The sequence below is a fragment of the Paenibacillus sp. J22R67 genome, from assembly GCF_059692175.1.
Window position 1 is genome coordinate 345397 of the sequence record NZ_JCAUAX010000005.1, and the last position, 20971, is coordinate 366367.

The 20971-nt window shown below is 44.7% G+C and carries 17 protein-coding genes; 5 read left to right on the forward strand and 12 right to left on the reverse strand.

The annotated features are described in order from the left end of the window. The first annotated feature begins 206 nt into the window (after positions 1-206). Both AC58VC_RS21505 and AC58VC_RS21510 read left to right on the forward strand, forming a co-directional pair. Positions 207-4910, forward strand: coding sequence for a X2-like carbohydrate binding domain-containing protein (locus tag AC58VC_RS21505; RefSeq protein ID WP_497371128.1), 4704 nt, complete (start codon positions 207-209; stop codon positions 4908-4910). Between the two features lie 217 nt (positions 4911-5127). After that, positions 5128-5499, forward strand: coding sequence for a DoxX family protein (locus AC58VC_RS21510; RefSeq protein WP_497371130.1), 372 nt, complete (start codon positions 5128-5130; stop codon positions 5497-5499). 75 nt (positions 5500-5574) lie between these two features. Here AC58VC_RS21510 and AC58VC_RS21515 read toward each other — a convergent pair whose 3' ends face one another. From AC58VC_RS21515 to AC58VC_RS21530, 4 genes are all read right to left on the reverse strand, one after another. Next, positions 5575-6342, reverse strand: coding sequence for a sugar phosphate isomerase/epimerase family protein (locus AC58VC_RS21515; protein WP_497371132.1), 768 nt, complete (start codon positions 6340-6342; stop codon positions 5575-5577). A 121-nt stretch (positions 6343-6463) separates the two neighbouring features. Further along, positions 6464-7942, reverse strand: a complete 1479-nt coding sequence (locus tag AC58VC_RS21520; protein WP_497371134.1) for an Lsa family ABC-F type ribosomal protection protein — start codon at positions 7940-7942, stop codon at positions 6464-6466. Positions 7943-8212: 270 nt separating this feature from the next. After that, positions 8213-8983, reverse strand: a complete 771-nt coding sequence (locus tag AC58VC_RS21525) for an SDR family NAD(P)-dependent oxidoreductase (RefSeq protein WP_497371136.1) — start codon at positions 8981-8983, stop codon at positions 8213-8215. Between the two features lie 287 nt (positions 8984-9270). Next, on the reverse strand, positions 9271-9450 hold the full coding sequence (locus tag AC58VC_RS21530) for an AraC family transcriptional regulator (protein WP_497371138.1): 180 nt from the start codon (positions 9448-9450) through the stop codon (positions 9271-9273). Between the two features lie 338 nt (positions 9451-9788). On the opposite strand from AC58VC_RS21530, the gene AC58VC_RS21535 reads away from it, so the two are divergent. Continuing rightward, the gene (locus AC58VC_RS21535) at positions 9789-9989 is read left to right on the forward strand and encodes a cold-shock protein (RefSeq protein ID WP_029194307.1); all 201 of its coding nucleotides are present in this window, start codon (positions 9789-9791) and stop codon (positions 9987-9989) included. 69 nt (positions 9990-10058) lie between these two features. Further along, positions 10059-10289: a cold-shock protein gene (locus AC58VC_RS21540; RefSeq protein ID WP_497371140.1), complete on the forward strand. Its 231-nt coding sequence runs from the start codon at positions 10059-10061 to the stop codon at positions 10287-10289. A gap of 121 nt (positions 10290-10410) precedes the next feature. Here the strand turns inward: AC58VC_RS21540 and AC58VC_RS21545 are convergent, their stop codons facing one another. Further along, entirely contained in the window at positions 10411-10830 is a 420-nt protein-coding gene (locus AC58VC_RS21545; protein WP_497371142.1) for a DUF1801 domain-containing protein, read from the reverse strand. Between the two features lie 480 nt (positions 10831-11310). Here AC58VC_RS21545 and hflX point away from each other — a divergent pair, with 480 nt between their 5' ends. Further along, positions 11311-12576 (forward strand): GTPase HflX, encoded by a 1266-nt coding sequence (gene hflX / locus AC58VC_RS21550; RefSeq protein ID WP_497371144.1) that lies wholly within the window; start codon positions 11311-11313, stop codon positions 12574-12576. A gap of 90 nt (positions 12577-12666) precedes the next feature. Here the strand turns inward: hflX and AC58VC_RS21555 are convergent, their stop codons facing one another. From AC58VC_RS21555 to AC58VC_RS21585, 7 genes are all read right to left on the reverse strand, one after another. Next, a complete protein-coding gene (locus tag AC58VC_RS21555; RefSeq protein WP_497371146.1) occupies positions 12667-13302 on the reverse strand; it encodes an FMN-dependent NADH-azoreductase in 636 nt (211 codons plus the stop codon). A gap of 166 nt (positions 13303-13468) precedes the next feature. Beyond that, positions 13469-14107, reverse strand: a complete 639-nt coding sequence (locus AC58VC_RS21560; protein ID WP_497371148.1) for a cell wall hydrolase — start codon at positions 14105-14107, stop codon at positions 13469-13471. Between the two features lie 214 nt (positions 14108-14321). Beyond that, positions 14322-15602: an L-cysteine desulfidase family protein gene (locus AC58VC_RS21565; RefSeq protein ID WP_497371150.1), complete on the reverse strand. Its 1281-nt coding sequence runs from the start codon at positions 15600-15602 to the stop codon at positions 14322-14324. A gap of 114 nt (positions 15603-15716) precedes the next feature. Further along, positions 15717-16943, reverse strand: coding sequence for an MFS transporter (locus AC58VC_RS21570; RefSeq protein ID WP_497371151.1), 1227 nt, complete (start codon positions 16941-16943; stop codon positions 15717-15719). A gap of 25 nt (positions 16944-16968) precedes the next feature. Then, positions 16969-17418, reverse strand: coding sequence for a GNAT family N-acetyltransferase (locus AC58VC_RS21575; RefSeq protein WP_497371374.1), 450 nt, complete (start codon positions 17416-17418; stop codon positions 16969-16971). Positions 17419-17432: 14 nt separating this feature from the next. Further along, positions 17433-18551, reverse strand: a complete 1119-nt coding sequence (locus AC58VC_RS21580; protein ID WP_497371153.1) for a DNA alkylation repair protein — start codon at positions 18549-18551, stop codon at positions 17433-17435. 533 nt (positions 18552-19084) lie between these two features. Continuing rightward, a complete protein-coding gene (locus AC58VC_RS21585; protein ID WP_497371155.1) occupies positions 19085-20827 on the reverse strand; it encodes a methyl-accepting chemotaxis protein in 1743 nt (580 codons plus the stop codon). Positions 20828-20971 lie beyond the last annotated feature (144 nt).

The following is a 20971-nucleotide window of genomic DNA, read 5'->3' on the forward strand; positions in this document are numbered from 1 at the left end:
GTGAGTCTCCGTGTTAGAACCTGCCCAACGGTCCGTAAATGGCAAAAAAGGATGGTGTGTTTCTTTTTAAAACAGGCAATTGGTACGGTCTAAGGCAGAAATGTACCTATCCACCTTCAGAAATGATCTTATATAATCGGACATGTGCAAGTGCGGTAGCGCTTACATAAATGAACTCATTTCAACAACAAAGGAGACAAGTGAAGATGAAAAGCAGATTGCAACGCCGAAGGATGCTAAGGCTGGGATTGCTGCTCGCTATTGTAGTCATTGCGCAGATCGGCTACGTCCCTCCCGGCGAGGGCAAAGTCAAAGCAGCCGACAACGGTTTGGCTCAGAAGCCTTATATGGGCTGGAGCAGCTACAGTATGCAGGTCTACGATGGTCCATCCGGCAACTGGATTTCTGAAGCAAAGATCAAGAAGATGTCTGACGCCATGCATGAGAAATTGCAGGCTCACGGATACAAATATATCAATATTGATGCAGGCTGGAACGGCAGCATGGACGAGTTTGGCAGACCCGTGCCAAGTACGACCCTATATCCAGGGGGATTCCAGAATCTCGTCGATTACGTCCACGGAAATGGGCAAAAGATCGGCTTGTATCTGATCCCCGGGGTTTCGCCTGAAGCGGTAACGCAGAACTTGCCTATTTATGATGCACCTGGCTGTAACATTGGTGATATCGTTGTAAAGCCCTACAAATTCGCAGATTACTGGAACATCGGCTACAAAATTGATTTCAGCAATCCGTGCGCCCAAAAATATATTGATTCCGTCGCAGATCAGATCGCTTCCTGGGGCGTAGATTTCGTCAAATTCGATAGCGTCACGCCGGGTTCTGGGCATAACGATGTCACCATTGATGCTCGTGACGATGTCAAAGCCTGGTCAACAGCGCTTAGTAGACATCATATTTGGTTTGAGCTCTCCTGGGCACTCGACCACAACTACGTGGATTATTGGAAAAAATACGCGAACGGCTGGCGTGTCGATTGGGATGTGGAATCCTATGACCGCGAGGTCGGGATGACGCAGTGGGCCAATATTGCGCGTTTGTTCCCTGACGCAGCACTATGGTGGCGCGATGCCGGACCCGGCGGCTGGAATGATTTCGACTCCTTGAATGTCGGCAACGGCGCTACCTCCGGTTTGACGAAAGACGAAAGGCAAACAGCGGCTACACTCTGGGCAGCCTCAGCCGCGCAGTTCTATACAGGTGATGACCTCTCGAACCTCGATGCCTATGGTCTTGACTTGCTGACGAATGATGAAGTCATCGCCGTGAATCAGGCTGGACGCCCCGTGCATCCGGTATCCACATCGACCAACCAGCAAGTATGGTACGCGAATAATGGTGACGGTACATACACAGTTGCCCTTTTCAATCTGGGCAACAAAGCAGCTCCTGTCACATTAAACTGGGGCGACATCGGTCTGAATGGCCCTGCTTCCGTTCGCGACCTATGGAGTCATACCGAGCTTGGCACTTACACTTCAAGCTATGGACCCGTTTCCTTGGAGCCTCACGCTTCTCGCTTGTTTAAAGTAACGGCACAAAGTGGCACTTCTTTCGTCAATGACGACGACACCGGCGTAAGATACACAGGCGATTGGACAAGAAACGGCGGCAAAGAACTAGCTCGTGATGCTCAGGATTTGTCCATTGCCATTACAGACTCCTCTCCCGCTCTTGCTAATAAGCCTGGAAATAATACGTCTCCACAAACGAATTCATTTGAAGCTACGGTCTCGCACTCTGTCTATATTAATGATACGGATCCAACGATCCAGTATTTGAACAAGTGGGGACATAACGGCGGTAGGCCTTACGGGGACTACCTGGATGACGTTCATTACGGTGAGCCTGACAACGGCACACAACCGGAGTTCAGCTACTCCTTCACAGGAACTGGCATTGAACTATTCTCTGAGCAAGGCACATCCAATGGACGAATGGACGTTTACATCGATGGACAGCTGAAAAGCACAGTCGATGCTGAAGGTCCGCAGTCATCGGGCTTATATTCGGTCTACCGCATCGCCGATCTTCCGCAAGGTCCTCACACGCTTAGAGTGGTAAGAAACGGCAGTGGCCAATACTATTTCATCTTGGACGCTTTAAAGGTGACAACTGAAACACTGCTAGGCCAACCTTCTGCGACCAGTTTTGACAAAGATCAGCCTACGGACATTACGACGAGTTTAATCCTTGGCGAAAGCTCGCTGACAGGCATTAATAACGGTTCCGCATTGCTGCAGCCAAATACCGACTACAGGATAAGCGGCGGCAATCTTGTAACGATTAGAAAAGAATACCTGCTCCAGCAGCTTTCTGGGCAACCTGTCCAACTGACATTCACTTTTGCCGGTGGAGAATCACAATCTTTATCCATCGCCATCACTGGGACGTCGCTCAATCCTTCAACTGCCGCCTTTGACAAGAAAACATCTGCACAAGCGGACGTCTCTACGGCGCTTACTCTTGGAAGCAGCAACAATCTGACAAGCATTATGAACGGAACACAAAGCTTAACACCTGATCAGGACTACACAGTTACGAACGGCATCGTGAAAATTTTTAAATCTTATTTGAACCAACAGCCTGTAGGACTAACGAATCTGATCTTTACATTCAATTCGGGCAGCCCGCGTACCTTAGCCATAACGATCAGCAACTCTTCTTCCCCCGGAAGGTTCACTTACATCAACGATGACAACGCGGAAATCCACTATACCGGGGCTTGGAACCGCAGTACAAACCGCCCTTTTAACGATTACGGCAAAGACGTTCATTATGTCGAGCCAAATAACGATTTCTTCACTTATACCTTTAATGGCACAGGCATTACTTATCTAACAGAAGTCGATCAAGGCCAAGGTGACGTAGACATCTACATAGACGGTCAGCTACATGGAACTGCTCATACTTTCGGAGCGAATTCGCACAATGTAGCCCAACAGGAAGTCTATACCGTTACGAACCTGACACCTGGCATTCATACACTGAAAGGGGTCAAAAAGTCAGGCCAGTTCATGCTGCTCGATGCGCTTAAAGTGCAGCAACCCGAACTGATTGACATCTCAGCCGCTGACTTCAACAAAACGGCTGCTGCAGACGTGAATGTCAACATCCTTGGCAATCCTGATAGTTTGCGCAGCATTTCAAACGGCGCCAAAACACTCGTCAGTCCGACCGATTATGAAATTAGCGGCAAGCAAGTGACGATTAAAAAAGAATATCTCGCTGCTCAACCTGTTGGCAACTTGAAGCTTACTTTCTCTTTCACAGGCGATTATGCGGACGATGTCCATGCAACTTCCGTGAACGGAGACTCCTACATCTATACCTTCACTGGAACCGGTATCGAACTCCTCGCACCAACTGGGCCGGAGCTCGGTGACATCGCTATCTATATCGATGGCGAGTTGAAGGAAACAATCAATGCCCATTCAGCCATTCGGAGCGCTGGACAAAGTCTATATCGGATCTCTTCACTTACGAAGGGCGCTCATACTCTGAAAGCGGTCAAAAAATCAGGCAGCTACATGCTTGCAGATACCTTCAAATTTGAAATTACCGCGAATAGCGGCACACCTTCCGTCCCTCAATCTGGCGGCGGATATGGAGGTGGATATGGAGGTGTAATTGCTAACACCAGCGCATTTAACGTCGTCCGTACGCCACAAGCTGATGGAACGAGCAAAGAAGAAATCAAGATTTCCGCTGATCATGCGAGAATGTTAATTCAGAAGTCTCAGACTTCTGGCTCCAAATCGGCTGTTATTACACTACCCGATGCCAAAGATGAGGTATCCATGACCCATGTTCAGATGAGCAAAGAATCGCTGAGCTTGCTCGGTGACAGCGGATTGGACCTAGTCCTCGATACGGCGAATGTTAAAGTCCAGATTTCGAACGACTCGCTGAAAAGTTTGAAAGACGATACTTACTTCAACCTAGTTCCTGTCAAAGCTTCAGGTGCCGGTCAAGATTTGGAACGGCGCGCTAACGCGGCGACAGTTGTACTGAGCGTTGCCGTTGGCGGGAAAGCCTCTCTGGTTGGCCGTCCGGTAGACATCGTGACTAATCTGCAAAATCAAGAAGTCACCCTCTTCCTCCCGCTGCCTGAAGGTTTGAGCGATGCTGGAATTCAGCAAATCGGTGTATACGTTGAACACAGTGATGGGACTAAGGAGTTTAAAAAAGGTACTGTCACAACGATCGTTGGCACCCACGGCATCCAATTTACGACTAGCAAATTCAGTACCTATGCGCTTATGAAAGTCGATGGCCGAACATTGTCCTTCTCGCACGAACCTTACATCCAAGGTTATGACAACAACTTGTTCCATCCGGACAACCACATTACCCGCGCAGAAATGGCTATGATTCTCTCGCGCATTGCGGCTAAACCGGTATCAGGCAGCAGCAGCGAATACGCTGACGTAAAGCAAGATCATTGGTCATATCATGCCATTACCCAGGTGTCACAGATGGGTCTGATGCAGGGTTACGCAGATGGCACCTTCAGACCTGATCAACCGATCTCTAGGGCTGAAATGGCAGCACTTGCTTCCCGGTTCGCGGTGAGTGCTACTGGAACTGGCGCTGGCTTTACCGATACGTCCGGCCTTTGGGCCGAAGATGCGATCAAGGCTGCCCAAGGTGCGGGCTACTTGAACGGTTATGAAGATGGCACCTTCGGCCCAGCCAATCCACTTACTCGCGCAGAAGCCGTTACCGTGATCAATCGTGTGCTCGGTCGAGGACCCCTTCACGGTATCATGCATTCGCCATGGCGTGATGTCCCAGACAATCATTGGGCTGTTAATGACATTGAGGAAGCTTCAGTCCTCCATTCGTTTGAGCCGCTAGCAACCGGTGGAGAAAAGAATGTGAAGTGATCCCAACCGCCGAGTTTTGGAAAAAAGAGGCTATCCCAAAGTCATCCAATGACCGAGGGAGAGCCTTTTTTTTGAACTTTTGGGAGCGCACCATTACAGCTCCTCCTTTCAACTTTTTGGGACTGCTTTCAGAGCACTAAATATTCCTTGACAGGAATATTCCTCGTAGAGTATATTAAAAACAGGAATTCTTGATAAACTAGGAGGCTGAAATGCAATGAAAAAAATTACGATTCCTTACTGGATTTTTACCGTTTTAGTGGTGTTATTTATGGGGGTTGGTGCGATTACAGATGCTGTCAAGGCGACTGCCGCGGTTGACCTCTTCAAGCATTTGGGTTATCCCGAGTATCTTCTCCCCTTTCTCGGAATTGCCAAGATAATAGGAGTCATAGCCATTCTTATCCCCGGTTTTCCACGAATCAAGGAATGGGCGTATGCCGGTTTGATCTTCGATTTAACGGGTGCTGTATACTCAACCATCGTTGTGGATGGCTTTTTGGCCGGATTGGGTTTTCTTCCAGGTTATATTATTATTGCAGGTTCTTATTTTTACTATCATAAAAAACAGAAATCTCGCTTGGTTTAAAAATGAAAAAAGAGCGGCTGAAGTGCAGCCGTTCTTTTTGTGATTGAAGCCTATCTTATACTTCATTTTAAGGTCTTAAGCTTTTGCCCCTAATTTGGCAAGATTGGCAAAACTAATCTCCAAGCTTTCAAATGGATTACGGTCATAACAATCGTCTTGCTCAACCGCTGCCCACTCCACGCCAATTTCTTCACATGCTTGAATAATTGATTTGAAATTCATATTGCCTTCTCCGACCTCAGCGAAACGCTGTTTCCGGTCCGGAGTCACAATCATATCCTTGAAATGCACAACTTTCATGCGTCCATCCATTTTACGTATCCACTCCACGGGATCTGCCCCGCCAGCTTGTACCCAGTAAACATCCAACTCAAAATCCACACTATCAGGGTCCGACATTTCAAATAAAATGTCCATGCCTGACTTCCCATCATATTTGGCGAATTCAAAGTCATGATTATGATAGATGAACTGTAAACCGGCATCCTTCAGCTGTTTTCCAAATTCAGAAGCTTGTTTGGCAAATGTTGCATAGCCTTGACTGTTTTCCCGAAACTCCTGCGGAAGACCGCCTAAACCAACATATTTGCAGTCCCAAGCTTGATGCTTCTTAATGACGCCCTCCATATCGTTCAACAAGTCGTTATATCCGATATGAGTGGCACAGATCGTCAATCCTTCCTGTTCTGCAAGCGCTTTAAATTCTTGAATGTCGATGGGTCCTACACCGGAAGCTTGTACGGCCTGATACCCCATTTGCTTTACTTTTTTCAAGCTTTCGCTAATATCAGCGGGTGTTTTCAGAAAGTTGCGAAGCGTATACAGTTGCGCGGCGATTCTCATTCCTATCACTCCATTCATCAAATTTGAGTCATTTCATATATAACATAGAATGAGGTGTTGAGCCACAAATTTCTTCCAAAAATAAAACTGCCGTTATATACACGGCAGCTTCGTTGGTGAATTAGAGTTCAATGGTTTTAGTTGCAACGTTATGACAAAATTCCCGGTCATGCTCCACAAACAGAATTGTCGGTGAATATTCGAGCAGTAACTCCTCAATCTGCATGCGAGAAATCACATCAATAAAATTAAGTGGTTCATCCCAAATATGCAAATGTACCTGCTCGCTGAGGCTTTTGGCAATTAACACTTTTTTCTTCTGTCCGCCGCTGAACGATGAAATATCCTTTTCAAATTGAATTCTGGAGAAATCCAGTTTTCTTAGGATCGATTTAAAGAGACTTTCATCGATCCCACAGTCGGCAGCATAGTCAGATAAATTGCCATGAAGATGAGATGTGTCCTGGGACACGTAGGAGATCTTCAACTGGCTATCCTTCCGGATATTGCCTGTATACGTCATATCTTCGCCGCAAATCAGCTTGATAATGCTTGATTTTCCCGAGCCATTTTGACCCGAAAGCGCAATACGCTCACCTTGCTCAATTGCGAAACTAATATCTGAGCATACGGTCTTCTCACCGTAATAGATGGAAACATGATCAAGTTCAACTAGCTGGTTTTTGTGAAAAGCAAGCTGTGATATCTCTAAACTTTCTGAGTTCTCGATATTTTTGAGAAGTTTAGACTTTTCATTTATAGCGGTATTTTGTCTTTGCTCAATAGCTTTAGACCGTTTCATCATTTTAGCGGCTTTGTGGCCAATATAGCCTTTATCTACCTTGGAACCGGAATTCCTTGTTCCATTTTTTGTTTTTTCCACTTCGTGCGACCAGTTGCCCGTTCGTTTAGCGGAATCTGATAACCGTTTGATGTCTTTTCTAAGTTTTTCGTTTTCAGCCAGCTCGAAGTGATCTTGCCGCGACTTATTTTCCCACCAGCTTGAGAAATTGCCTTTTTGGATCTCTATGTTGGTCTTATTGATTGAAAGAATATGGTCTACACAGTTATCAAGAAAGGATCTGTCATGGGACACCAAGATAAATCCACTTTTCGACTTGAGATAGTCACTGACCAGTTTTCTTGCTTTCATATCAAGATGGTTGGTCGGTTCATCAATTAACAGGAAACTATTTTCTTTGATGAACAAAGTAGCCAGCAGCACTTTTGTTTGCTCTCCGTTAGACAAGGAGTCAAATGGCCGGTATAAAACATCCTCCGAAACCTTCAGAAGGGATAGCTCGCGCATCAGCTGCCAGTGAAGATAGTCTGGATAAATGTCGCTAATGACATCAATGGTATTATTACTTTTGTTCTCGACAGGAAACGGAAAATATTCAAAGCTGACATTAGCCGAAATATATCCACTGTATTCAAGTTTACCAAGCAATAGATTGAGAAACGTCGTCTTCCCTCTGCCGTTTCTTCCTGTAAAGCCTAATTTCCAATCGGTATCAATTTGGAAATTGACGTTTTCAAATATGTTATCGTAACTTCCTTCATAGGCAAACGTCAAGTTTGTAACATTTATTAATGACATAGAAAATAATCCTCCTGTATGAAAAAAATAAAAGCTACAAGAAAGTTACATTCTTGTAGCTCAAATAAATACAGTTAATTAACCCCTACACGGAGTTAAATAAGGATATCGTTTGAGTGAAAGAAAATGTAACTTTCTTGCATACGAAATAAAACATGCGAAAATCGCTTTATTGTTTTATCGTTAGCAAGAAAACCTACATTATTCTTTCAACTCCAGTCGTCAAATTTAATTGAATTATAACAGACTGATTTTTATAAATCAATAAAATTAAGCCCGGCGATAAACTGGAGCACCCATCGGGGATGATCCCGCGCCACCATCTACGCTAATTTCAGCACCCTGAACAAATGAGGAATCATCTGAAGCCAGGAACAAAGCAACGTTGGCGATTTCCACTGGTTCACCAAAGCGGTTTAGCGGTACCATAGGCGCAATTGCAGATTCAACTTGTGCTAATCCTTCCGCTTGGCCCCAAATTGGTGTACGTGTAGCCCCAGGAACGACTGTGTTTACTCGAATACCGAGTGGTGACAATTCGGAAACAAGTACTCTTGCCATGCTAGTCACTGCGCCTTTGCTTGCAGCATAAGCAGCATAGCCCGGGCTTCCTGCTTTAGCAAGCACAGAGCCGTTTAAGATTACTGAAGCACCTGACTTTAGATGAGGCAATGCAGCTTGAACGGTGAAAAATACACCAGTAACGTTGACTTGAAGAATTTGCTCAAACAGAGAAAGTTCAGTTGCTCCAACCGGTGTATTGCCAGAAATACCGGCATTAGCGAAAACAACATCCAGACGACCGAATGTACGGACCGCTTCAGATACAGCTTTTTCCGCGCTTGTTGGATCTGTTGCATCAGCCTGAACAGCTAGTGCATTTGAAGCACCCAGCTTTTCTACCGCGGCGTTCAAGGCTTCTTGGTTACGACCCGTGATTACCACCTTCGCACCTTCTGCTATAAATAATTTAGCCGATTCAAAACCAATACCACTGCTTCCTCCCGTAATTAAAGCCACTTTTCCATTTAATTTTCCCATCGTTTATCTCTCCTTTATGAATCAAAAAATTTTATTAAAGAATGAACATTCTCAAAATATTAAAAAAAGTGTCAATCCGTGTTTCTTTTTTAAAACCGGTATGACCTCTTCCTTACAGATAGTATCTTAGCATATTGAGAACGATCGGTAAAGAAATATTTTGTAACGATCATTCTCATAAGTTCTTCTAGTCCACTTTCCCTTGAATAGCCTGCTAGAAATGTGGGGAGAACAACTAAGAGCCGCATGGCACTTTCACTTTCATTATCATTTCTACGGCTTGCCGCTTAGAACTTGCTGCGGTACTCAGAAGGTGTCGCCCCATACTGTTTCTTAAAACTCTCTCTGAAATAATCCTGATCTGTATACCCAATCCTGTCGCTCAGCTTATATTTCCAAATCCTCCTAATCTGCCTGTGTAACGGCTTTTCTTTTGTGTCTGTGACGCTGGCGGTCACCAGTTCCATTTCTATATCCTCCTGTCCGACCTCTATCTCTAACCTTCCAACCAAGTAAGTGTTTACATGAATAAGCTTAAAGGAAATCGAAGGGGTGGAAAACCCGAGCGAAGGACAAAAATGCAGGGTAAAAGTCTTTTTTCTGAGGATTTTTTAGCAAGGTAAAAAGCTTGTTCACACAAAAAATTGCTTTGCTGACGATCATGTGTTAAGATACTATTATAAATCGACTTCAGCATAAATTCACATATTGAAAAGGTGATCATTTGTGTAATGGTAACTTTTTCAATGTGTGATTTTTTTTGTCGAAAAATACATGTTAAATAACTTTTTGGAGGTAACATATTATGGAAACAGGAACAGTGAAATGGTTTAACGCAGAGAAAGGCTTTGGCTTTATCGAAATGGAAGGCGGAAATGACGTATTCGTACATTTCTCCGCAATTCAAGGCGACGGATTCAAATCTTTGGACGAAGGTCAACGCGTTCAATTTAACGTAGCTCAAGGCAACCGCGGTCCTCAAGCCGAGAACGTTGTAAAACTGTAATACAGATACACAGGAAACTGTCCTTAACATGTGTTAAGGGCAGTTTTTTTATCTAAGGAGGAGTACACGATGTATTTTCGAAGAAAATCAATCGAGGAGATCCCTCAGGAGATCACCAAAATCTGGGCCTGCAAGAAGGACGATTGTAATGGTTGGATTCGAGATAATTTTGCCTTTGAATACGCCCCAACTTGCCACCAGTGCCTCTCTCCCATGATTAGCAGTGTAAAAATGCTTCCAATCCTTACCAATCCAAACACAGATATGAAGTCCCTTATTAAAGGAAGACAGATTTCGTAATAATCGTTTCAATAATAAGGAACATGCAAAAAGAGGCTGTCCAGCGATTCTGCGGCAGCCTCTTTTTTGCATATATTTATGTAGCAAAAGCAGCGGTAAACCGTGCTCCATCCCTTATATTTCAGCTTGGAAAGGTCTCTTTTAGAAATTGTATCGACTGGTTAATTAACGCCCTTAAGACCTCAACATGGATATCATCTACTTTATTAATGTAGACACAAGCTTTCCCAGTTGTATGCTTTCCGAACTCCCGCAAGAGTGACTCCCGCTGCGAGTCGCCTAGTACGAAATATAAACTAATCTTGCCTTTCCTTGGCGAAAATCCAACAAGAGGCGCATCACCTTCATGTCCGCTGGCATATTTGTAATGATACGATCCAAATCCTATGATACTAGGTCCCCACATCTTCGCGGGGTATCCAGATGTTTCCGTAAAGATATCCAGAAGCTTATAGGCATCTTCACGCTTCTTGGGACTATCAACATCCTCAATAAACGCAATAACACTCGTGTCGTTTTCCTTCGTCTTTTGTTCATACATGGGATACAATCACTCGCTTCCATAAGATGTACCGACTTGAAAAGTAACGTATCATGAGTCGCTACAGCTTGTCAAAACAGCATCTTAATATCGTCAACTGATAAAAAATAATTATAATGATTTCTTCATGATGCCAACAAGGTTGTCCATGTGATAATCTAATAATAATTAATACGAACGGAGGGGTTACGTGTGATAGATTTTATCCGAGTTAGATCTTTGCGCCGCTAATTGAATAGCGCTCAAGATTCTGTCTGTGTACAGAGGACTCAGGATAAGTTTGTCCATTAATAACCCTGAATTGTTGCACCTATCGGTGATCAAGAAGCTCAGTTGTAGGAAGGTGACCTAATCTTCACGGCCAACTGTTGTTTGTTCTTGTGTTCACTACGGTAGTCAACGTCCTCTCAACCACCGACAACACAAGCCCCCTGCTTGTGTTGTTTGTTTTTACTCCCAATTTTGAAAGGATGATGACCTATGGAACAACAGAAAGAGAAAGCGATTATTATCGGTGTTAATCCACCAAACCGAATTGATTTTGCCTATTCGATGGAAGAATTGAGCAACCTGGCTGAAGCTTGTCACATTGATGTGGTTGGCGAGCTTTCGCAGAAAGTTACTCGTGTGAATCCCTCCCACTATATTGGAACAGGAAAAATGCAAGAGTTATCTGCCTTAATCTCAGAGAAGGATGCTTCAGTCGTTATTTGTAACGATGAGTTAACGCCCTCTCAGATTCGAAACCTGGAATCTTCTCTTGCCTGTAAGGTCATTGACAGGACGATCTTGATTCTAGACATTTTTGGGGAGCGTGCTCAAACAAGGGAAGCCCAGCTGCAAGTCGAGGTCGCACAGCTCCACTACATGCTCCCAAGACTCGTCGGACTGCGAGAGTCCTTAGGACGTCAAGGAGGCGGAGCAGGCTTGAAAAATCGGGGTTCAGGTGAAACGAAGCTCGAGCTCGACCGCCGTAAAATTGAAGATCGCATCGCAGCCTTACAATTGGAGTTAGAGAAGCTTGTAGGCCGGCGTCAAACACAGCGAAAGCAGCGGCGCAAAAACGAGGTCCCGGTTATTTGTCTCGTTGGCTATACGAACGCTGGCAAATCAAGTTTAATGAATGCCATAATTGAACAGTATAACCCGCGAGCACTTAAGCAAGTCTTTACCAAAGACATGTTGTTCGCCACACTGGAGACTTCTGTTCGAAGCATCACCTTGCCCGATCGTAAAACGTTTCTGTTAACAGACACGGTAGGGTTCGTAAGCCAGCTCCCCCACCATTTAGTAAAAGCATTCCGCTCTACTTTGGAAGAAGTCGCGGAGGCAGATCTGTTGATCCAAGTCGTTGACGCCTCTAACCCAGAATACGAGAAGCACATTCAGGTAACCAATGACACGTTGAAGGAGCTAGGTGCAGATCATATTCCAATGATTTTTGCTTATAATAAATCTGATTTGACCGAGCAAGTCTACCCTCGATTAGAAGATGATCTTGTCTACCTCTCTGCAAAGCAGAATAGCGGAATTGAAGAGCTAACCAAGCTGATTCGCGAACGCATTTTCCAGAATTACATGGCCTGCGAAATTTTAATTCCCTATGAGCAAGGTCGATTGGTCGCTTATTTCAATGAACATGCACATATTCAGTCAACCATCTATGAGCCGGATGGCACACGTCTTAAGCTGGAATGCCGTGTATCCGACTTTCAACAGTTTCGCGATGAATTCCAGCAGCTTTAAGGTATGAGAGCATTAGAAAGAGCATGAGAACACCAAAATAAAAAACAGCGCATCTGAAAAGATGCGCTGTTTGTGTATAAAGTATGATTCTTAGAATTGCTTTGCAACTTCTTTCGCTTTAACAATTGCATTTGCTTTAATTTCTGCAGCTTTATCAGGTGCAGCAGCCATTCCTTCAACGAAGATGCCTTCGAAGCTAGGTACGCCAGTGAACATCATGATTTTTTTCAAGTAGCTGTGTCCTGACTCGAAGCTCACTGCTGGACCTTCTGTGTATACACCGCCAGAAGCTTGGATATGAACGGCTTTCTTGTTGTTAAGCAAACCAACAGGACCTTCAGCTGTGTATTTGAATGTTTTTCCAGCTGCACAGATCGCATCGATGTAAGCTTTCATAACTGGAGGGAAAGAGAAGTTCCACATTGGGGATACATACACGTATTTGTCTGCGGATATGTATTGATCCACGATTTCACCAAGACGTGCAATTTTGGCTTGCTCATCTGCCGTTAGTGCGCTGAATTCAGTACCTGCGCCAAGTTTTCCCCAACCGCTCAATACGTCACCATCGATTTGTGGAACATTCGTTTTGAACAAATCTAAATGGATAACTTCGTCACCAGGATTTGTTTCACGGTAAGTTTCGATAAATTCTTTACCAACCGCCATGCTATAGGAAGCTTGGTGATCATTTGGGTTTGCCGTAATATAAAGTACAGTTGCCATGGTTTCACTCTCTCATTCTGTAATTTAATTTGTTACAATTTATATTATAACTTATTTTTAATAAGTTGCAAGCAAAATGTTATTTATCTACTTTCAGAGTATAACACAGTTTAAATAAGCACTATTATTTAACAAGAAAAGGCCGCAAAAGGCAGCCTCTCTAGCTCTAAACGGTAAATGCGTGATTACCTATCGTAATCTTCGTCATTCTTTTTTTACTCCAAGCTGCCTTGGCAATAACAGGATTGTAAAAATAAAGAGCACCAGTTGTTGGATCCACACCATTCAAAGCGGCTATAGCCGCGCGGTAAGCTGTTTCATTAGGTTTGAGAGTAAACTGGCCATCATCAACAGATGAGAATTGACCAGGCTGATGAATAACTTCTGTGATGGAATCTGGAAATTGTTCGGATTGAACGCGATTCAGAACGACAGCTCCTACAGCAACTTGTCCTAAAAAGGATTCCCCGCGAGCTTCGGAATGAATGATTCGTGCCAGCTCGTCCAGCACCGACTGTTTGGGGGAAATGGTTTTCTTCAGCTTCGACAAGGTCTGCGAATCGGCTTCACCATCAGCTGTCAAACCGTAGCTGGCTTGAAATTTCTTAACCGCACTTTTCGTTTGGCTACCGTAAAAGCCAGTAATGCCAGCATGAAAGTACCCGAGAGCGCTTAATCTTTCTTGCAAATCCAATACTTGGTCACTTTGCGCGCCCTGGGATAAAGATTGCGCGCTGACCGGAGCAGCCATCCCCATGATACCAAGGGAACATACGCAGATTAGAGCCTGTACTTTTTTCTTCATGTTTCAAGATAACCTCCTCTTCCTTTTACGCGCTGCATGTGGCAACAACAGACAGCATTACAAATTTAGGGGTGTTGATCCGACGCAAGATGTCGCCATACACGCTCTACTTATAAGAACCAGCTTCAAGCTGTAACTATACACTTCGGAAGATAATCCCTTTAAAGGTCGCAAACAAAAAGAACCTGAGGATTAATCCCCAGGTCCCTACTCCTTATAACTCTTTATTTAACATCATTTCGAGTACCAATTTATCCATTTCGGACGTTGCCTCATTCCCGATCCGACAGAAGTTATCGATCGTATTCTCAACGTCATTTTCAATGAATCCATTGGTTGAGGAGATGGATTTCCCTTTGGACGCCAGAAGTGCAGATTGTACCGCCGCGCTCGTACAAGTCGCAACTTTCATGGCACATCCGCCTTTGGCCCCATCACACATCATACCGGTCACATTGCCGAGCATGTTCTGGATAGCAGCTCTGATCTCGGGTTTCCCTCCGCCAAGCAGGTAGGTTATCCCGCAGCTTGCCCCTGTACCAGATACGGTTACGCCACATAAGGCGGATAATCGCCCAAATTTCGATTTAATATGAATTGTAACCAAATGGCTTAGAGCTACTGCGCGAATGAGTTGCTCCTCAGACGCGCCAAGCCTTTCTGCAGCCGCTACGACAGGATTCGTCGCGGCAATCCCTTGATTGCCGCTGCCTGAATTCGCCATAACAGGCAGGATTGAGCCCGCCATGCGGGCATCCGATCCTGCTGCCGCAAGTGCCATGGCATGGGAGTTTAAATCATCGGACAAAATACCTAGTTGCACATTCTCTTTTATCGTCTTCCCAACTTCGAGACCGTACGAATGTGTCAGGCCATCTAACCCTGCCTTGCGATTCAATTCTATGCTTTGCCTGACCAAATGAAGCTCTCCAAGGTCAACGGTATTTACGAAGTCAACAATCGAATCGATCGTAAGTGCGCTCCGTTCCTCTTTAGAGCTCTTAAAGCTTGCATTGGCGCAGCCTCCGGTATCCACAACTTTCCCATCGACTTCTATCAACGTTATATTCGTGTGGTTATCTGTAATAACAACCTTCGCGTACCTTTGCTGGGCTTCAATGGTGACTTCAATATACAATTTACTTGGTGTATCAGCGAGATGGACAACGGAAATGCCCTGCTCGACCATTGCCCGAGCCTCAGCAATGGCTGCTGGATTAATATCAGCGAGAACTTCTAGCTGCTTCTCCGCATTACCGGCAATTGCCCCCAATGCAGCTACGAAATCAATCCCCGTCTGACCCGTACCGGGTATGCCTACTGCTAATGCATTTTTGATGATACCTGCGCTTGCATGAACCGTAATTTTGTCCATTTTACCGTCAACATAAGTCCTTGCCTTAGCCGCTGCTAAAGCAATTGCGACTGGCTCCGTACAGCCAAGCGCCACAACAAGTTCATTGCTAAGTATGCTAATGAATGTCTCTGTCTTCATGATGTACCCTCCTAGCACCGAAAGGTACAATGACCTTTTGAATGATGAATAAAATATACTATAACTGTTTCCATTCGTTCAACTCACTAATATTGGGTAGAACTTCAATTCCCCTTATCCTTCAACGGTTTCACGAATGACTGGCTGCCTGACGTCCACAGACTTTTGTTTGGCGAAGAACAAGGTCAGGATTCCGCTTATGATTGTAAGGATGGCTAGTACTATTAAAAATGTGGAGATCCCAAACAAATCCAAACATGCACCTGTTGCAAGCAACGCAACCTGAAACATGATTCGATCTACCATTCCTCGAAACGAGAAAAAACGGCCTTGCACGTCTTGTGGCACTTTGATTTGGAAGAGTGTTGATACCATTGGAAAGAAGAAAGCGACTGCACAGCCGAATAAAACAAAAGAGCCAAGTACAGCAGCCGTGTTCTCACTAAAGGACATTCCAGCAAATGAAATTGCAAACAGTAACATAAAAAGTGTAGAGCTGGTTACCAGATTTCGCTTGCCAATCACACGTTTTGCAAATAAACCGACGATTAATATGCTCGTTCCTTCAATGGAATAGATCCAACCCATCAACTCAGGTTTATGTTGAACTTGGCTAAATTTAAGCACGAGCAAATTGAAGCCACCCAAGAATAAAGTGATAATACCACTATTGATAAGTGCTATGAGGATAGCTGGCTCTTGTCGAATGAGCGGAAACAACTCGGAGAAGCGGATTTTCTCCTTCTTTTTAACAACAGTAGGATCTGTGATATTTGTGATCTTCAATTGCGTAATTAACAGGACTAGGATCACGTAAAATACAAGCGACAAGGCATACACGGTATATAAATTCATGACCGCTACCAAAATGCCCGCTGCTGCTGTACCGCCAATCCTGGCTATCGTAATCACGTTGAAATTTACAGTATTTGCTTTAAGCAAATCTGAGGCTGGAACGACGGAAGGTAGCGCCGCTTGTACGGTAGGCATATAAACCGTCGCGGCTAACTGCATAATGACGACAGACAATAACATGATCGCTACAGACTGGTAATGTAAAGCTGCAAACATACAAATCGGAGCGAGACAACGGACGATCCCTGAGATCAACAAGATTTTTTTCTTATCAAAACGGTCTGCCCACACGCCGGCCTGCGGAGAAATGAGTACGCCAAGAAATAACCCGCACATCAGGATCAAGCTTTTGCCTAAATCCGAAGGGACGTGGCTTTGCATGAATTGCAAATTGGCAATGATGCTAGTCCAAATGCCCGCGCCTTGGATAGCTTCACCAATCATCAAAAATATAAACGTACGATTTCGAAGCAAAGAAGAATTCATTACTAATCTCCAGTCCACTATTTATTCATTCTTTATTTTCTAACTGAAGGAAATGGGTATGAGTATCCGAATCAGAATGTATTGAAAAACCGATAGAACGATAAAAACCGTCTGCCTGAGGGTTATCCGTTTTTAGCACAAGCTTGTGATAGCTTTTTCTCGCTTCTGCAATTAACGCATCCATCAACATTCGCCCAATTCCAAATCTACGTACTTTTGGCAAAACATAAAGCCGTCGAACACGACCAGTACTCGCACAACTAGAGTTGGGATCTCGGTTCAGCCCGCAAACCCCTACAATATCACGGTCCAGATAAGCAATGAAAAGAGCTTCCCCATCTTGGTCAAACTGATTACTCCCAGCATCATACTCGTTAATTAATCGGCCAAGATGACGAAAGCCTTCACGGGCACTCTCTTCTGCCAAAGGCACTAATAAATTCGTATCTAGATCATCAACTTTATGGACACGCATATTGCTCACTCACATCATCTCCCCAAATTCCCCAACGTAAGGTTTATCGAGGTTGCTGCCGCTTCCTTGCCATTCACGACTAAAACAATTCGATGCTCACCCGGGTAATGTCGGCGAGTCGTAAGGTCCGCCCATCGATGCGTTCTGGTAGCGGATAGCCGTGAGCCTCCTGGAACGGTTCTATCGGACAACAAAAACAACTTGCGGGATTGCTTTCCCCCTGCTTTGACAAAATCAATCCCATATTCGATACGCAGATGAACGGGTTCGCCCTGCCTCACATGTACTTCATATCGAAGTTCACAGTTCTCGCCTATCATTAGTTCGGTCGGCTCGGCTAGGATCACCGCATAATCAGCGATCGGATCGTCATCACGTGCTACGGCATATCCGAACAAGGCGAGCACTTCCGGAGTCGCTTGACGAATCAAGGTTCTGCAGCCGTGCCTCACGATCCAGTCCGTATCTGGATTGGCCCCCTTCCAACGCGCAGCCGTCTCCAGAACGATAGCTGGATGATCCTTCGCAATATCGTTCAGATTGTTAGCGACACTCTTACGGACATATAGCGACGGATCAGCCTTCAGCTTCTCCAGTATGCCCAGTACCGGCGCAGGGTCCTGCTTAAAAATAGCCAGCGCTTGTCCCCAAGGAAGACGCGGACGGCATCCTTCGCTAGCAAGCCTGCGTACATGCTCATTCGGATGATCTGCCCAAGCGGACATCTGGCGCATCATTCGTTCGGGATCACGAAGAATGAACGGCCGAACCGCAAACTCAGCGGAAGACCTTGCCGTGAATCTTTCCAATGCTCCCATTGCTAACTCCCAATGCTCACTGCTTTCCCCGTATACTTCCACAAAATCAGGAAAAAACAAATAAGGGAAGCCGTTACATGTGTCATCTATTGCATATAAAATGGCCAACGCCTCGCTAAAAGAAGGCGGTAGATGCTCGCCGAGCGTCAGGGTAATTCGCCTCATCCTTTGTTTTAAAGCTAGATCTACCCAGTTACCTTGCATGACCTTCTCCACGAACGATTGCTCGTCGAATGGTTTATAGGCGCTATGAACTTTCTTCGCAAATCCCTGCAGGAATGCTTGATTATACATGTCTTTTAATGCATCTGCCATCTTTGTTATGCCTCCGTATCCTTATCAATTGAACTTATTCAGCATAGCATAGTAAAGCTGACAATAGTACGTCATATTTACCGAAGGTTGAATAAAATCTTGAACGAGTTATGGAGAATAGCACTAAGCGTATTTCCAAATTAAGAGGCTGTCCCAAATGCCATTAAATGACCGAGGGGCAGCTTCTTTTAAACTTTTGGGAGCGTCTCTTTGGATAAACAGGAAATACTACCGCTAAATCGTAGGATAACACTCTACAGAAACAAATACATGGAATTTCTCCTGTTAATACGGACGATTGAGTTAGGAAACAAAGATAAAGGAGTGAATTAACAGGACTTTTTCAAGTTATTAGGTTTATCTAGCAGAAATCACTTGAAATATAGGGAGTTTTTCCCGCTATTCGATTTAGATCCATAAAAAAGAGGCTCTCCCAAGTCATCCAATGACCGAAGGAGTGCCTCTTTTTTGAACCTTTTAGGAACAGCCTCTTATAGCTATTCTAGGGTTTCCGGTCTTACAAGTTCATAGAGCTAAGCAATACGGAATCGAGCCAGGATCTGCTGCAATTCTTCAGCCATTTCCGATAAGGATTGTGCTGCGACTCTTACTTCACCCGTAGTCTCAAGCTGATTAACAGATGAGGTTGATACATCCTGGGAAGAGTCAGCGGTTTTCTTGGCGATGGAAGCAACCTGCTGAACAGATGCCGTAATCTCTTGCGCACCAGCCGACATTTGTTCGGAGGTTGCAGCCATCTCTTGGATTTGCGAAGCCACTAGCGTAGTGGACTGCAAAATTTCACCGAAATTTTGCTCGGTTTTCTGAACAAGCTCAATACCTGTTTGAACTTCACTTTTGACTTGACTCAGTGCATCGCCCGAGTCATGTACAGTCGATTGAATCTCACTGAGCAAAGTGGAGATTTCACCAGAAAATTGTCCGGATTGCTCTGCCAACTTGCGAACTTCAGAAGCTACGACTGCAAAACCGCGCCCCTGCTCTCCAGCTCTTGCTGCTTCAATCGCTGCATTAAGTGCCAGAAGATTCGTTTGCTGCGAAATATCCTGAATAGCTTGCAAAATATGTCCGATCTCTTGCGATTTTCTCTCCAGCAAAGACATTACTTGATCTGTTTGATGGACAGATTCATGAATGGATTCCATCTGCTGCACGGTGTTCTGCACGTACGTACCACCCGCTTCTGCCTGCTGTTTGGTCCATTCGATCGACTCAGCGATCGACGAAGCACTTTCAGCCATCCGATAGATGCCGCTGCCCACTTCTTCCATGGAACGCGAGGTTTCTTCCATCGTGAGCGTTTGTTGATCCGCTCCTGTAGCCACTTCTTTCACCGTCTGAGTGATATGATTGGACACTTCCTGCATATCAATGGAGCTAATGCGCAGTTGCTCCGCAGAGGAGGCAACGTTTTGGGCATGTCCATTCACAGCTTCGATCATACTTCTCATATGCTCCGTCATTTGTGCAAAAGAAGCACTAAGATCCCCGATTTCATCCTTTTGTTTCAATGCGATATAGCTTACGGAAAGATCTCCTTCTGAGATGCGTCTTGCAGCTGCACTCATGGTAGTGATTGGCTTGGAGACGTGACGAGCGATCAAGAACGAGATGACTAAGCCTAGAATGATAGCAAAGATACTGAGAGTCGTATTCCACTTAATCCCAGCCTGATAAGAATGCTCTACCTCTGTTGCCCATCCTTCTGCATTTTCTTGAATTCGTTTGGTGAACATTTCAATTAGCAAAGAGCAGCTTCCCAAATTGCTATCCGCTACCTGTATTAGCGCCAAACCTTCTGCCCCATGTTTCTGAGCAGCTTCTAGCGTAGAAGGAAAAACATTCGCGTATTGCGCCCATTGCTCTTTGAATACTTTGAGCATCTGGAGATCTTTCTCATCCTGGAAAGCCCCATCCAGAAGACTGACTTTCTTTTCAATATCATTAAATAATGTTTGAGCTCTCTCTGCGGGAGTCGTCGCAGCCTCTTCCTCTAACATGCCGGTTCCGCTTAAGTTTTGCTTCGTCTTATCCTCCATATTGAATTGAATACGTAGGATTTGATCGTCGAGACTTTTCAAATCATAGTTCAAATTGCCCAATAAGATGACGGAAGGAAGTCCTTTATCCGTCGTTTGTTTGGCGGTATCACCCATCGATTTCATTCGCACTTGAGACGTAATACTAATTGTCGTAAGAAGCACTAAAACGATGACAAAGCTACAAAGCAGTTTCTTGTACAGCGTGAGTTTCATTCTGACAGCCTCCGAAGTTTCTCTTTTTGTTGTAAGGGGTCATGTTTTCCCTCTTTGCAGGATAAATTGTCCTATGTTTAATTTCGGCGGAATACGTCGAATTTTTTATACCTAAATGAAATAAACACAAATTTCGTTGATTTA

Coding starts and splice junctions, on each gene's coding strand:
- AC58VC_RS21545 (WP_497371142.1), bottom strand. CDS start 10,830: ATGTATGAACAAAAGACGAAGGAAAACGACACGAGTGTTATTGCGTTT.
- AC58VC_RS21535 (WP_029194307.1), top strand. CDS start 9,789: ATGGAAACAGGAACAGTGAAATGGTTTAACGCAGAGAAAGGCTTTGGC.
- AC58VC_RS21560 (WP_497371148.1), bottom strand. CDS start 14,107: ATGAAGAAAAAAGTACAGGCTCTAATCTGCGTATGTTCCCTTGGTATC.
- hflX (WP_497371144.1), top strand. CDS start 11,311: ATGGAACAACAGAAAGAGAAAGCGATTATTATCGGTGTTAATCCACCA.
- AC58VC_RS21510 (WP_497371130.1), top strand. CDS start 5,128: ATGAAAAAAATTACGATTCCTTACTGGATTTTTACCGTTTTAGTGGTG.
- AC58VC_RS21540 (WP_497371140.1), top strand. CDS start 10,059: ATGTATTTTCGAAGAAAATCAATCGAGGAGATCCCTCAGGAGATCACC.
- AC58VC_RS21570 (WP_497371151.1), bottom strand. CDS start 16,943: ATGAATTCTTCTTTGCTTCGAAATCGTACGTTTATATTTTTGATGATT.
- AC58VC_RS21515 (WP_497371132.1), bottom strand. CDS start 6,342: ATGAGAATCGCCGCGCAACTGTATACGCTTCGCAACTTTCTGAAAACA.
- AC58VC_RS21565 (WP_497371150.1), bottom strand. CDS start 15,602: ATGAAGACAGAGACATTCATTAGCATACTTAGCAATGAACTTGTTGTG.
- AC58VC_RS21505 (WP_497371128.1), top strand. CDS start 207: ATGAAAAGCAGATTGCAACGCCGAAGGATGCTAAGGCTGGGATTGCTG.
- AC58VC_RS21530 (WP_497371138.1), bottom strand. CDS start 9,450: ATGGAACTGGTGACCGCCAGCGTCACAGACACAAAAGAAAAGCCGTTA.
- AC58VC_RS21525 (WP_497371136.1), bottom strand. CDS start 8,983: ATGGGAAAATTAAATGGAAAAGTGGCTTTAATTACGGGAGGAAGCAGT.
- AC58VC_RS21575 (WP_497371374.1), bottom strand. CDS start 17,418: ATGCGTGTCCATAAAGTTGATGATCTAGATACGAATTTATTAGTGCCT.
- AC58VC_RS21585 (WP_497371155.1), bottom strand. CDS start 20,827: ATGAAACTCACGCTGTACAAGAAACTGCTTTGTAGCTTTGTCATCGTT.
- AC58VC_RS21555 (WP_497371146.1), bottom strand. CDS start 13,302: ATGGCAACTGTACTTTATATTACGGCAAACCCAAATGATCACCAAGCT.
- AC58VC_RS21580 (WP_497371153.1), bottom strand. CDS start 18,551: ATGGCAGATGCATTAAAAGACATGTATAATCAAGCATTCCTGCAGGGA.
- AC58VC_RS21520 (WP_497371134.1), bottom strand. CDS start 7,942: ATGTCATTAATAAATGTTACAAACTTGACGTTTGCCTATGAAGGAAGT.